The sequence below is a fragment of the Acetomicrobium mobile genome (assembly GCF_937920065.1).
This window is the reverse complement of sequence record NZ_CALETC010000281.1, coordinates 5,001-17,433: the sequence shown is the minus strand read 5'-3', so window position 1 is coordinate 17,433 and position 12,433 is coordinate 5,001. Positions and strand designations below refer to the sequence as shown.

Here is a 12,433-nt window from a genome sequence, read left to right as displayed (position 1 = left end):
GCAACGTGTTTTAGTTAAACTCAATGTGATTTAGGAGGAGTTTCAAATGGAAAGAGAAGAAAAGCTTTACACGACTTCGGCAGATTATGTTTATGATGAGTTGCTTCACAGGATATTGACGAGACAGATTAAACCGGGCGAACGCCTTGCAGAGGTAGACGTAGCGGTTAGTCTGGGAGTAAGCAGAACGCCTGTACGGGAAGCCTTGCGTCGGCTGGCAAGCCAAGGGTTGCTTGAAATTGTCCCAAACATTGGAGCAAGGTTAGTATCGCCCACTCGAAAGGACGTCGAGGATGCCTTCGCGGTGCGAGGCGCTTTGGAAAGCATAGCCGTGAAGCTGGCTATTGAAAATATCGATGCTACCGATCTTGATGAACTTGAAGACGCTATCAAGCGAGAGGAAAGAGCACTTCAAAGGGAAGACTTTGAGGAGTATCTCGAGGTAAATGAGGACTTTCATAGGATCATTGCGCAATTGAGCGGTAACCGCGTCTTGGAGGATTTTATTAAAAACTGCATAGCGCGCATTAGTATCTATACGGTATTTTGCAAGTCTTCCATAAATGAGGTTGCGCGAATGAGCCTGTCGGAACACAAGAAGATATTTGACTCAATAAAAGAAAAGGATATAGCTTGTGCCGAGAGGGCAATGGAAGAGCATATGATAAATACGCTAAATTCCCTATTGTCATGTGGGGAAAAGACCGTTTAATTTATTTAGGTAGGAAGGGGATAATGTTTTTATGATGCATGTTCCGGCCTTCGACTTAAAAAGAAATTATGAATCAGTAAAAAGTGAGATAAAAGAGGCTCTTGATAGGGTGTTAGATTCGCAGAAATTTATACTGGGTGATGAAGTCGAAAAGTTTGAAAATGAGATCGCTTCTTATTTAAAGGTTGCATATGCTATCGGTTGCGGTTCTGGAACGGATGCTCTCCTACTTTCGCTTTTAGCTTTGGATGTCAGAGACGGAGATGAAGTCATCACCACACCATACACCTTTTTTGCCACGGCCAGTTCTATCGTAAGGTTAAGGGCAAGGCCTGTTTTTGTTGATATCGACCCTTTAACTTATAATATCGATATTAATAAGATCGAAGAACGCATTACATCGCGCACGAAAGCCGTGATCGTCGTCCATCTGTTCGGCCAAATGGCTCCCATCGGGAAACTTGAGCTTCTTTTGAGTGAAAAGAGTGTTCATTTAATAGAAGATTGTGCCCAATCTTTCGGTTCATGGCGCAAGGTAAATGGTGAAATAAAACGTTGCGGTACTATAGGCACTTTTGGGTGTTTTTCTTTCTATCCTACGAAGAATCTGGGTGGATATGGAGATGGAGGCCTTATGACCACCGATATTGATGCGCTGGCAAAGCGAATCAGAAAGTTAAGGGCGCATGGTTCTTTGAATGATTACATACACGAAGAATTAGGCATGAATAGTCGGTTGGACGCCATTCAGGCTGCGATACTGCGGTGCAAGTTGCGCCACGTAGATGAGTGGAACAAAAAACGGAGGATCATCGCAGAACGTTACCACTTGCTCTTTGAGACTCACGAGATAACAGAATTCGTGAAATATCCTCGCGAAATGGAGGGAGGTTATCACGTATTTAACCAGTACGTGATCCGTTGCAAGAAACGGGATGCATTGATAGAGCATCTTAATGAGCATGGAGTGGGAACGAGAATATACTATCCCTTACCTTTGCACTTACAGCCGGCATTTGATTCGCTCGGTTATAAAAAGGGTGATTTCCCAGAAGCTGAGAAGTTAAGCCAAGACTGCTTGGCTTTGCCGATGTACCCTGAATTGATGCCTGAAGAACAAGAATACGTGGTGGAGACCATGGCGAGGTTTTATAGACAATGAACCATACTGCCTTGTGTAGAGATGGTCTAGAGGAATTGAATACAAGAATGTATACAATTGAACGAGGCTAACTTAATGTGTGATCTTGACATATAATATAACTTGAGAGCGTATAGGTGGGGAGGTGAAAATCAGTGTATTTTCCGATGTTTTTTGACCCGACTTTTGTGATTTTGATTCCTGCACTACTTTTGGCTGTATGGGCCCAAATCAAAGTGCAGGGAACGTTCAATCAATTTTCAAGGGTATACTCGCGAAAAGGAGTAAGGGCTTATGAAGCCGCTCGTGTTTTATTAGATCGCTTTGGATTGTCTAACGTTCCGATAGAGAGAATTTCCGGTTCGCTTACGGATCATTACGATCCGAGAACCAAGGCCCTACGTCTATCTGAAAGCGTATACGCGAGTCCCAGCATTGCAGCTATTGGCATAGCAGCTCATGAGGTGGGCCATGCCATACAGGATGCTCATGCTTACAAACCATTGAAAATGCGTAACGCCATCGTTCCTGTGGCTAACTTAGGAACGGGACTGGCTTTCCCTCTTTTTTTCATCGGTCTACTCTTCAGAGCACCTGTTTTAATGGATGTAGGAATTTTGTTTTTCGTTGCCGTAATCATCTTTCATCTTGTGACTTTACCTGTTGAATTTGATGCAAGTGCTAGAGCGTTACGTAATCTAACAAATGCAGGTTTACTGGCTCAAGATGAGATCGGAGGCGCGAAGGCTGTCTTAAATGCAGCAGCATTAACTTATGTGGCCGCAACAGTGATGGCAGTAGCCCAGCTTTTCCGTTTGTTAATCTTTAGGAACATGGCAAATAGGAAATGACGATATTTTTAACCTTTTCTTAAATGAAATTGTGATAATATAGGGGGTGGTAAGCCCACCCCCTATATTATCCAGCGTGGAGGATCTAGCGATGCCTGTTATCATATTTTTTTTGCTCTTGTTGCTCTTTGCACCTTGGGCCTTAGGGCTATTTTTGGTTTTTTTACTCATATTTTTGTTTGTTTTTATTCCCCTTGGATTCGCTGCTCAATCATTTATGTGGTTAATTCTAGGCCCAGGGCAACTTTTACGGGTTTTATTCAACAAAAAGGTAAGACGTAATCACGCTTTAGAGCATGCCACCGTCAACGTGATTGAGGAACGTTATGGGCCGTCAAATATAGCTGGAATGGCCTATGAAGATGGGTTCACACTGAAAGGAACATTAGATCCTTATCTAGCATTAGCGGCTGCTCGTGAAGGGCTATACAGGATGAGCCGCGGGGAAAGGAAATTGGCCGTTCACCCAAGGTGCGGGACGACAATAGTTGTTACAAATACTTTAGCTGCAATTGTATTTGTGGGTCTCTTGATAATTACCAAACATTTAAGCCTAGTCTCTATTTTGCTTGCCATACTGTGTGCCCACGTTTTCGGAGCCTTTTTCAGCAAGATTGTGCAGTATTACGTTACGACGAGCCAGGATGTAAGGGGCATGACTATAGAGGGGGTCGAAATTAGATCGAAACCTGTTAGTTTTCTGGGAATGAAATTTATGATGCCGGCAGAGCTGTTCATATTAACCAGGCAGCCCGAGGAGGGGCTTAATATTGAGGTGATAAACCCGTGAGGGGCGTTGAAGCTGCGATAGCCATATGGGGCGAAACGCGGCGTGGCATCTTTCTTTCGCAAGCTTTAAGACGTTTTGGCGAAGATTTAGTCGAAGGAGAACGACAGTTGGCTTCCACTCTGGTGTATAGCGGTATGCGTCGTTACAGCCTCTGGGTGGACATAGTTAAATCTTTCCTACACAGGCCCCTTGAGTCCCTCGTTCCTATAACCAAGGACATTTTGATATTGGGTTGTGCGGGTTTGCTCGAGATTAAGCACTTCTTTCCGCAGGCGCTGGTCAATGCTTTCGTGGAAGTTGCGAAGAAAAAAAGGCCTACAGATGCGGCGCTCGTCAACGCTGTACTTAGAAGGATCGCATCCGAAGGCAAGCTTAGAATTGAGAAGCTAAAAGATAGCCCAAACTTGTTCGATCAAGCCTTGCTATGGGGTTTGCCACATTGGATAGCACGTCGGTGGGCTGAAAGTTGGGGGATGGAATTAACCAAAAAGCTTCTCATTGCCCAGATCATCAAGCCCTACCTGTCTTTTAGGTTGTCGCCAAAGGCATCTATCGATGAAATGAGTTCTCAACTCTCGAAAAGAGGTATAAAAAACTGGAAATCCCCGTACTTTTCTTATGTGCTAAGAAGCCTTTCTTTTGGGCATCCGCCTTCAATCATCGGGTATAGTGAAGGCTCATGGACCCCTCAGACAGAGTCTTCCATCTTTGTTTCCGAAAAGGTTGTTTCCTTATCTGCGGGAAAGAGAAGAGTATTGGACATGTGCGCAGGTCGTGGCATAAAAACCGGCCATATCCTGGAGAAAACACAAAATACGATAATAGAAGCGTGGGATATTTCAAAAAAGAAAGTATATACAGGGCAGAGGGAACTTGAAAGATTGGGCGTGCTCGAGCGTTCTGTATGGAAAGCCGGAAATTCCCTCGAATTAGTTCCAGATGAAGCGCCAGATGTGGTATTGTTGGATGCACCCTGTTCCGGGAGTGGTACATGGAGCAGACATCCTGAGGGCAAGTGGAAGCTTTCGGCAAGCAAGTTGAGGTCGTATTCTCGCCTTCAAAGGGATTTACTTAGACGTGCTGTAGATCTTGTTGCAGCAGAAGGAATTGTGGTTTACAGTACATGTAGCATGTTTAGAGAAGAAAACGAAGCAACCGTGGGAAAAGTGTTGTGTTCTACGCCTGACATCATTGAAATCGAGATCGATGGAGGAGATTTTCCATTACAGAGAGGAAGGCCATTTGGCTATTATACATGGCCAAGCAGTCCCTGGGTGGATGGATTCTTCTTATGTGTTTTGATGAAACGCTGAGGGGGGAAAGAGATGAGGCGCTGGGTTAGCCTCTCATTGTTAGTTGTTTTACTCGTGTTGGTATGTAGTGGTTTGACAATATTGTATTTTGTCTTTTTCGGTGGCGGCTCCACGATGATGCCTGATTTGGTGGGCGAGAGCGTTATCGTGGCCATGGAGCGCTTGCAGCAGTTGGGATTATTGCCTCGAGTTGAAGAAGTCGGCTCTTACAAAGAGCCGGGTGTTGTGTTGGAGCAATTGCCCGAGGCCGGGACAAAGATCAAGCGTGGCAGAGTTGCTATATTAAAAGTGAGTAGCAGCGGCGAGCGATTTCCTCTTCCGGACATAAGGGGAATGCAATATGAGAGCGCTTTACATAAAATAGAAGAAGCTGGTTTTGTTGCCGGAGATGTCCTTCGTATTTATGACAAGAATATACCTCCTGGTGTAGTAATAGCGCAAAGTCCAGCAGCACCTTCGAGAGCACCCTTGAAGACCAGGGTCAATGTTTTAGTTAGCCTTGGTCCGAATGTTGGCGAACATGATGTTTTTCCATTGCCTAACGTTACGGGAATGAACGTAGATGAAGCTAAAAAGGCATTAAGCGATATTGGTATATTCGCTAAGAACATTGAATATGTAGATACTATTTCTACACAGCAAGGTATTGTAATGGCAACCAGGCCGAAAGAAGGAACACAAGTTACCAGGGGGAGCCAGGTGACGCTAGTTGTATCTAGCGGCAAGGCGCCACAAAAACCGCAAACTCAGGAGATGGCTCGAGTGCCTGGAGCCGTAATACCTCAGGACAAGGTTATAGTGCCATCTAAACCTGCTGTTTCGTCTGAGTCATTGCAATCCAGTCAAGAAAAAGGCGCCGTGAAAACGGAGCCTGCCAAAACAACTGAATTGCCCTTACAGGAAAAAGATGTGAGTGAGCAAAAAGAAGCCAAACAAGCTAAGATACGTTATCCCGTTCCCCCTTTATCACGACCGCTGAGCCTTGAAATTAAAGCCACGGATAAGCGTGGTGAGAGAACGGTTTTGAACAAAGAGGTAAAGGGTGGCGAATACATAAAGCTCGATGTGCCCTACACTGAAGAACTAGTCGTCACTATTTATTTGGGAGGAGAGTTTGTTTGGGAGGAGAGGTACTTTTGAGAAAGGTGATCTTAGCGCCATCTCTTTTGTCAGCCGATCCGCTAAACATAGCTAGGGATATCGAAAAGATTAAGGGTGAATATGATTGGCTGCATATCGATGTCATGGATGGACATTTTGTTCCGAACCTAGCTTATGGACCATCTTTGGTTTCTGCTCTTAAAAGCAGGCATGACATTACGTCTCCCATCGATGTCCACTTAATGGTCGAGCCCCCAGAAAATTTCATAGATTTATTTCTTCCGTTAAAAGTTGACTATTTGACCATACAGATTGAATCTACGCCTCATGCACATAGAGTTTTACAATGTATACGAGATGGAGGGGCAAAGTGTGGCCTTGCCATTAATCCAGGCACACCTGTAGAATGGGTCGCACCTCTGCTTTTTTCAGTTGACATGATTTTGGTAATGTCCGTAAATCCCGGGTTTGGTGGCCAAGAATTCATCCCACAAGTTCTTGAAAAAGTTGAATGGCTTTACCGGGAGAGAACTGTAAATAACCTTAATTTTCTGATAGAAATGGATGGAGGGTTAGGGCTTGACAATATACAAGACGTTGTACGTCATGGCTGTGATGTGGTTGTCGCTGGAAACGCTGTGTTTGGCCATGAAGATCCTGCTCAAGCATTGAAAGCTATGCGGAACAAGATAATGGAGGTGTTCCGATAACTGATGAATGAAAACGGTTTTCAAGACAAAAATCTCGCAGAACTTGGAGAGATTTTACGCCGTACGCGAGAGGAGAAGGGGATATCGTTAGAAGACGTAGTTAAAGATACAAAAATACCCCGAAGACATCTTATGGCCATCGAAAGCGGCTCTATAGACGAGCTTCCGGGGAAAGCCTTTGCTCGATGTTTCATCAAGGAATATCTGAATTATTTGAAGCTAGAAAGGCTTTGGCCTCAATATGATTCTCTTGTTGCTCTTGATGAGCAGGTGGAGATTTCACAAGTATTGGGCACCTACACGCCACCGCCAAAAGGGTTTAAAACCACCTCCCGATGGTGGGTGTATGCTGTCTTGATCGTGCTTTTGGTAACAAGTGGCGGTCTTTTATATGTTCGAAGGGAGCACATAATCAACGTTATTAAACAGCAAAGTCAGATTGCGCCCTCTGAGGAAATTGCGAAAGAAACGATTAAAACTCCCGAAGATATTTTAACAGTCCTCAATGAAACGGAGGGAGTTCAAGGAAAAATAACCCTTACGGATGAATTGAAGGAAAAAGCAACTTTGCCATCAACGCCTTTGCTACAAGAAGCGAAAGAAAAACAAAAGCCCACAGAAGAGTTGCCTAAAACTCTAGAAATTACGGCTGCGAGGGGAAACTGCTGGATTCGAGTTTTAAGAGGTGACGAAAAGATATACGAAGGAACCCTTAGGAGAAACGAGAGCAAGATCTTTGAAACAAAAAACGAGCCGTTGAGGGTTCGCTTTGGAAATTTCTCCACTGTGGATATAAAATGGATGGGAAAAGTTCCGGAGATACCTGACAAGCGTGCTTCGGTTATCACGCTCCTTTATCAGGCTGATGGGAAGGTTGTGAAGGTTGATTAATGGGTGAGAAAGTATTTATTCTCAGTTTGGGATGCGCTAAAAATCAAGTTGACAGTGAAAACCTTGCCGGAATGATGGTTTCAGAAGGATTTGAGATTGTCGATACGCCAGATTTAGCGGATATAGCGTTAGTTAATACTTGTGCTTTTATAGAACCAGCAGTCAGGGAAAGCATAGATGTTGCCTTGCAACTTGAAGAATTAAAGAACTCCAGGAAGGTCAAAAAGATCGGGATTTTGGGATGCCTTTTAAATCGCTACGGGGATGATCTAAAAAAGGAATTTCCTACAGTTGATATATGGGCAAGAGCTGAAGAATGGGAGAAAGTTTTAACTTATCTGGGGAAAAATGAGATATGCTTTGATTCGCGTGCGCGTGGTTTCATTCCGGAGACCGTTAAGTGGAGTCGTTATCTTAAGATTGTGGAAGGGTGTAACAATCGATGCAGCTACTGTACGATACCCAAAATTCGCGGTCCTTTAAGAAGTAGGCCAATTGGGGAAATTATTGAAGAAGCTCAACTTTTAGTCTCTCAAGGTGCGAAAGAGCTTTGCCTCGTAGGGCAGGATATCGCAGCCTATGGCATAGAGGGCGACGGTAAACCTCATTTAACTGAATTACTGAAAACCCTCGATAAAGAACTCCCACCGGATACATGGGTTAGGCTTTTATATCTTCATCCAGTTCACATAGACGAAAAGACTATGGATCACATAGCTTCTTGTAAAAAAGTTTTGAGGTATCTGGATATTCCCATTCAACATGTTGACGATGAAATTCTTTCATCCATGAATCGAAAAGTTACCGAACCGGATTTGAAGAGGATATTTTCATATGCAAGGGAAATTGATCCGGACTTTGCCTTGAGAACTACGATAATGGTCGGGTTTCCCGGAGAGGACGACATTAAATTTCAAAAAGTTCTTCACTTTCTTGATGAGATGGAGATCGATAGGGTTGGCGCGTTTTTGTACTCGCCCGAGGATGGCACTGAAGCTGCCAACTTAAAGAGGCAAGTTCCGGAGAAAGTCAAGCGAAATAGATACGATACGCTAATGGAATTGCAAGCTTTTGTTTCATTGCGGCGTCAAGAACGTTTTCTAAATCGATCGCTTAAGGTGCTAATAGAAGAAACTGACAGTTACGGTGGTTATGCTTTAGGAAGATCTTTTAGGGAGGCTCCTGAGGTCGATGGCTTGATTGTAATAAGGAATGCGGACAATTTGGCTCCGGGATCTTTTGCAGAGGTAAAGGTCATATCCGCTTCTGAACATGATATGGAAGCTGAGGTCATATTCGATGAAGGGCAATCTGATTGAAGAAGCAGCTGTCTTATGGGGGATTGGTCGAATCTCATCGATGCCGGGCACTTTGGCGTCTTGTATTGCTGCTAGCCTTCTTATCTTCTTTAGGCCCGCCTTGTGGATGATAATTATGATTATGTTAATTGGGGTCTTCGTCTCAGACCGATATTCTAAGAAGAAAGGGGAGAAAGACCCTAAAGAGGTAGTCATCGATGAAGTGGTGGGAACTTGGTTTGCGTTATATGGGCATTCGACTGGTCATATCATTGCTGGGCTTTTTTTGTTCAGGATACTTGATATATTTAAGCCTTTCCCAATTTCTTGGACCGAAAAGGCCCCAGGTGGTTGGGGGATAATGGCAGATGATGTTGTAGGAGGCATAATAGCCAACCTTATTTTATGTGCTGTAAAGTGGCTTTATTTTGAGGGTGGTTTCGTGACTATTCTTGCGAGGTAAAATGATGATCGAAAAAAGCGCGGTATTAATTGCTGTTGGCGATGAGTTGATTTTAGGGCTTAAAAAGGAGGCCAATGCCTATTGGCTGTCTAGAGAATTGGTGCTTCATGGTTATGATGTAGTGGCTTTGGAGGTAATAGGGGATGATGAGGAGGTTTTGGTCGATCTGCTTAATCGTTGGGCAGGAAAGGTCACACTCATCGTAATTTCCGGTGGGTTGGGACCCACACATGATGACAGAACGAGGGAAGCCTTAGCCAAGTTTTTGAATTTACCGCTTGTGAGGGATGACGAAGCGTACGACCAGATAATCGCAAGGTATCCGTTGGAATCCAGGGAGAATCTTGAGCGATCTCGCGAAAAACAAGCTTCCATGCCAAAAGGTGCACGGCCGATTCACAACCCCTTAGGTTCTGCCCTTGGTTTTGCCATTACCGTAAAAGAAACTGAGATTTTTGCTCTTCCGGGTGTCCCTGAAGAATTTAAGGCCATGGCAAAACATTTACTGGATTCTTTGGAGAAAGAAGCCTTGTTGCATTTTGCCCTGTGCAAGGTTATTGGTTGGCCTGAGGTACAGCTGAAGGACCGTATAGCTGACATCGTTCAAAGATATCCCGCCAACATTATGTTTTTGCCGGAGCCAAATGTGGTTACTGTGGCAATCAGAGGCTCCGAAAGTTTGGTTTCATCCTTGCAAGCAGAAATAAGGGGAATTTTAGAAAACGATGTCCTTCCTGAAGGGGTAGATAACTTGGAAGAAGCTATAATTAATCTAGCATCGAAATTAGATATTAACATAGCCTTTGCCGAGTCTTGTACGGGAGGTATGGTAGGAGAATCGATTACAAAGGTTCCAGGAGCCTCTTCGGTCTTCGTTGGCAGTGCTGTTTGTTACAGCAATCAAGCCAAAGAGACAGTATTGGGGGTTCCGAAGGAAGTGATAGAAAAAATTGGAGCTGTTAGTGAGGAATGCGCTCTTGCAATGGCTCGCGGTGCTGCTAATCTTTTCGAGACTGATTGTTCAGCGTCCATCACTGGCATAGCCGGACCCTCTGGCGGAAGCTTGCATAAACCTGTTGGTACTGTTTGTTTTGCTGTGACATGTTTGCAAAATCACAGGACGTGGACAAGGCATCTTCAGGGAGATAGGGAAATGATTCGTCTTTGGAGTAATAATATTGCCCTAGAGGCGGTTTGGAGGGAATTAAAGAAGCTTGATGGCAAAAGAAGAAGTGAAGGATCGAATTAGGTGTTTTGTGTGTATTGAATTAGACGAGCCTTTGAAAGATGAGATTTGGAAATTGATAAAAAAACTTAGCGCTCTTGCTCCAAATTTAAAATGGGCAAGGGAAGAAGCACTCCATTTAACGCTCAAATTTTGCGGAAATCTACCAAAAGCTACCGTTGAAATTATGATTCAGCGGTTACAGGAAAGTATAAAACAGTCCAATATTGAACCCTTTATTCTAGAGCTTTCCGGCATAGGGGGTTTCCCAACGTTAAAACGACCAAGAGTTTTGTGGTTAGGAGTGTCTGGCGATTTGACTTCCCTATTAGGACTACAATCGATAGTGGAAGATGTATGCTCTTCTTTCAGAGAAGTCCATAGGGATGATAAACCGTTTTCTCCGCATTTGACACTGGCGAGGATTAAAAGGCCATCTGATATTACTCCCTCCATTGTGGAGCATCTGCCTTTGGTGGAGTTTCCAAAGCTTTTATGGCATGTAAAAGTGCTCACTTTTATGAAAAGTGACCTAACACCTGAGGGGGCCATTTATACCCCTCTAGCTCGTTATCATCTAGGAGGTGCCGCATAGAATATGGCAAAAAAAGAAAATCCCAAAACTAGGGAAGATATACTCCAACAGGCCATTTCCGATATAAAGAGTAAATTTGGGGATGGAGCTATAATGCGGTTAGGCGATGGTGGCGTTTCGCCGGTTGAAGTTATCCCAACGGGCATATTGCCCCTAGATGTTGCTTTAGGCATAGGAGGGTTGCCTCGAGGGAGAATCATCGAAATTTTTGGACCCGAAGGATCTGGCAAGACTACACTTGCTCTTCATCCTCTGGCTGAAGCGCAAAAGATGGGTGGGGTAGCTGCATTCATCGACGCAGAGCATGCCTTAGATCCATCTCTGGCTATTTCCGTGGGTGTTGATGCCAAGAGCCTGTTTATCTCTCAACCCGACAGTGGTGAGCAGGCATTATATATCTTGGATTCCTTGGTCAGAAGTGGCGCGGTCGATATTATCGTCATAGATTCTGTCGCGGCGCTTACGCCTCAAGCGGAAATAGACGGGAAAATTGGGGAGACTCAGGTGGGATTGCAGGCTCGTTTGATGTCTTATGCTCTCAGAAGGTTGGCCAGTTCCATATCAAAAAGTAAATGCATTGTTGTCTTTATAAACCAACTGAGAGCGAAGATAGGAATGTCAGGGTACGGGGGAGCCCAAGAGACGACGACGGGCGGAAGGGCGTTGAAGTTTTACAGTTCCGTTCGTATAGAGGTGAGGAGAGGCAAGTCTATTACGAGGGGAGACAGCATCATTGGTCACGAGCTGTGGATAAAGGTAGTAAAGAATAAACAAGCTCCTCCCTTTAGGACTGCTCATGCATCGCTGATATATGGGAAGGGAATTCCAAAGGCAATGGCAGTCTTGGATATGGCGATAGACATGGATGTGGTTAAGAAGAAAGGATCCTGGTTGGCGTATAAAGGAGAAACTCTGGGACAGGGTAAGGAAAAGGTAACTCAATTGTTGGAAGAACAGCCGGAGCTCATGGAAGAAATATCCCGTGAGGTGATGGGCATCGTAGCCGAAACTTCCGGGTTAGTAAATTTGTTGCCACCAAAAAGTTTCGAGGATGAAGATACAGAAGATCGAGATGAAGATGAAGCGATGGAAAGGGCGCTGCTGGGCGAGGAGGACGTGCTTGAGCTGGATGTAGAAAGCGCGGATTAGTTGAAGTCTTAACGGTTTTTTGGACATATGCTATAAGAAAATGTGTTCGTAAAGCAAGGTTTCCTATTTTTTAGTTCTATGTAAAACCTTGAGCGCAGACGTTGATAGTCGCGCGAATATTCGTAGGAAGAATCAGGACGAGAAATAAAAGAAAACACTCTTCCTAAAGGATATTTTTGCGCTGTTGGTATTGA

The 12,433-nt window shown here is 44.3% G+C and carries 13 protein-coding genes; all 13 read left to right on the top strand.

Annotation, left to right across the window (positions count from 1 at the left end; all coding sequences use genetic code 11):
• The first annotated feature begins 46 nt into the window (after positions 1-46).
• Complete coding sequence (locus Q7P41_RS10515) at positions 47-712, top strand: GntR family transcriptional regulator (RefSeq protein WP_303884096.1); 666 nt, start codon at positions 47-49, stop codon at positions 710-712.
• Positions 713-743: 31 nt separating this feature from the next.
• Complete coding sequence (locus Q7P41_RS10510) at positions 744-1,874, top strand: DegT/DnrJ/EryC1/StrS aminotransferase family protein (RefSeq protein WP_303884095.1); 1,131 nt, start codon at positions 744-746, stop codon at positions 1,872-1,874.
• A gap of 134 nt (positions 1,875-2,008) precedes the next feature.
• Positions 2,009-2,704, top strand: a complete 696-nt coding sequence (locus tag Q7P41_RS10505) for a zinc metallopeptidase (protein ID WP_303884093.1) — start codon at positions 2,009-2,011, stop codon at positions 2,702-2,704.
• Positions 2,705-2,795: 91 nt separating this feature from the next.
• Positions 2,796-3,494 (top strand): DUF6391 domain-containing protein, encoded by a 699-nt coding sequence (locus Q7P41_RS10500; protein WP_303884091.1) that lies wholly within the window; start codon positions 2,796-2,798, stop codon positions 3,492-3,494.
• Positions 3,491-4,807, top strand: coding sequence for an RsmB/NOP family class I SAM-dependent RNA methyltransferase (locus Q7P41_RS10495; protein WP_303884089.1), 1,317 nt, complete (start codon positions 3,491-3,493; stop codon positions 4,805-4,807). Before Q7P41_RS10500 ends, Q7P41_RS10495 begins: the two co-directional genes overlap by 4 nt.
• A 12-nt stretch (positions 4,808-4,819) precedes the next feature.
• On the top strand, positions 4,820-5,947 hold the full coding sequence (locus Q7P41_RS10490) for a PASTA domain-containing protein (RefSeq protein WP_303884087.1): 1,128 nt from the start codon (positions 4,820-4,822) through the stop codon (positions 5,945-5,947).
• Positions 5,944-6,618, top strand: a complete 675-nt coding sequence (gene rpe / locus Q7P41_RS10485; RefSeq protein ID WP_303884085.1) for a ribulose-phosphate 3-epimerase — start codon at positions 5,944-5,946, stop codon at positions 6,616-6,618. Before Q7P41_RS10490 ends, rpe begins: the two co-directional genes overlap by 4 nt.
• 3 nt (positions 6,619-6,621) lie before the next feature.
• Positions 6,622-7,509 carry a helix-turn-helix domain-containing protein gene (locus Q7P41_RS10480; protein ID WP_303884084.1) on the top strand — a complete coding sequence of 296 codons (888 nt, stop codon included), beginning with the start codon at positions 6,622-6,624 and terminating at the stop codon, positions 7,507-7,509.
• Positions 7,509-8,828: a 30S ribosomal protein S12 methylthiotransferase RimO gene (gene rimO / locus Q7P41_RS10475; protein ID WP_303884083.1), complete on the top strand. Its 1,320-nt coding sequence runs from the start codon at positions 7,509-7,511 to the stop codon at positions 8,826-8,828. Before Q7P41_RS10480 ends, rimO begins: the two co-directional genes overlap by 1 nt.
• Positions 8,809-9,270: a phosphatidylglycerophosphatase A gene (locus Q7P41_RS10470; RefSeq protein ID WP_303884081.1), complete on the top strand. Its 462-nt coding sequence runs from the start codon at positions 8,809-8,811 to the stop codon at positions 9,268-9,270. Before rimO ends, Q7P41_RS10470 begins: the two co-directional genes overlap by 20 nt.
• A 4-nt stretch (positions 9,271-9,274) precedes the next feature.
• The gene (locus Q7P41_RS10465; RefSeq protein ID WP_303884079.1) at positions 9,275-10,519 is read left to right on the top strand and encodes a nicotinamide-nucleotide amidohydrolase family protein; all 1,245 of its coding nucleotides are present in this window, start codon (positions 9,275-9,277) and stop codon (positions 10,517-10,519) included.
• Entirely contained in the window at positions 10,488-11,090 is a 603-nt protein-coding gene (gene thpR, locus Q7P41_RS10460; protein WP_303884098.1) for an RNA 2',3'-cyclic phosphodiesterase, read from the top strand. Before Q7P41_RS10465 ends, thpR begins: the two co-directional genes overlap by 32 nt.
• A 3-nt stretch (positions 11,091-11,093) precedes the next feature.
• On the top strand, positions 11,094-12,239 hold the full coding sequence (gene recA, locus Q7P41_RS10455; RefSeq protein ID WP_303884078.1) for a recombinase RecA: 1,146 nt from the start codon (positions 11,094-11,096) through the stop codon (positions 12,237-12,239).
• The last annotated feature ends 194 nt before the right edge of the window (positions 12,240-12,433 follow it).

Bases quoted from the DNA above. Each gene is read 5' to 3' on its own strand.
- Q7P41_RS10515 (WP_303884096.1), top strand. From the start codon at position 47: ATGGAAAGAGAAGAAAAGCTTTACACGACTTCGGCAGATTATGTTTAT.
- Q7P41_RS10510 (WP_303884095.1), top strand. From the start codon at position 744: ATGATGCATGTTCCGGCCTTCGACTTAAAAAGAAATTATGAATCAGTA.
- Q7P41_RS10500 (WP_303884091.1), top strand. From the start codon at position 2,796: ATGCCTGTTATCATATTTTTTTTGCTCTTGTTGCTCTTTGCACCTTGG.
- Q7P41_RS10490 (WP_303884087.1), top strand. From the start codon at position 4,820: ATGAGGCGCTGGGTTAGCCTCTCATTGTTAGTTGTTTTACTCGTGTTG.
- Q7P41_RS10480 (WP_303884084.1), top strand. From the start codon at position 6,622: ATGAATGAAAACGGTTTTCAAGACAAAAATCTCGCAGAACTTGGAGAG.
- rimO (WP_303884083.1), top strand. From the start codon at position 7,509: ATGGGTGAGAAAGTATTTATTCTCAGTTTGGGATGCGCTAAAAATCAA.
- Q7P41_RS10470 (WP_303884081.1), top strand. From the start codon at position 8,809: ATGAAGGGCAATCTGATTGAAGAAGCAGCTGTCTTATGGGGGATTGGT.
- Q7P41_RS10465 (WP_303884079.1), top strand. From the start codon at position 9,275: ATGATCGAAAAAAGCGCGGTATTAATTGCTGTTGGCGATGAGTTGATT.
- thpR (WP_303884098.1), top strand. From the start codon at position 10,488: ATGGCAAAAGAAGAAGTGAAGGATCGAATTAGGTGTTTTGTGTGTATT.
- recA (WP_303884078.1), top strand. From the start codon at position 11,094: ATGGCAAAAAAAGAAAATCCCAAAACTAGGGAAGATATACTCCAACAG.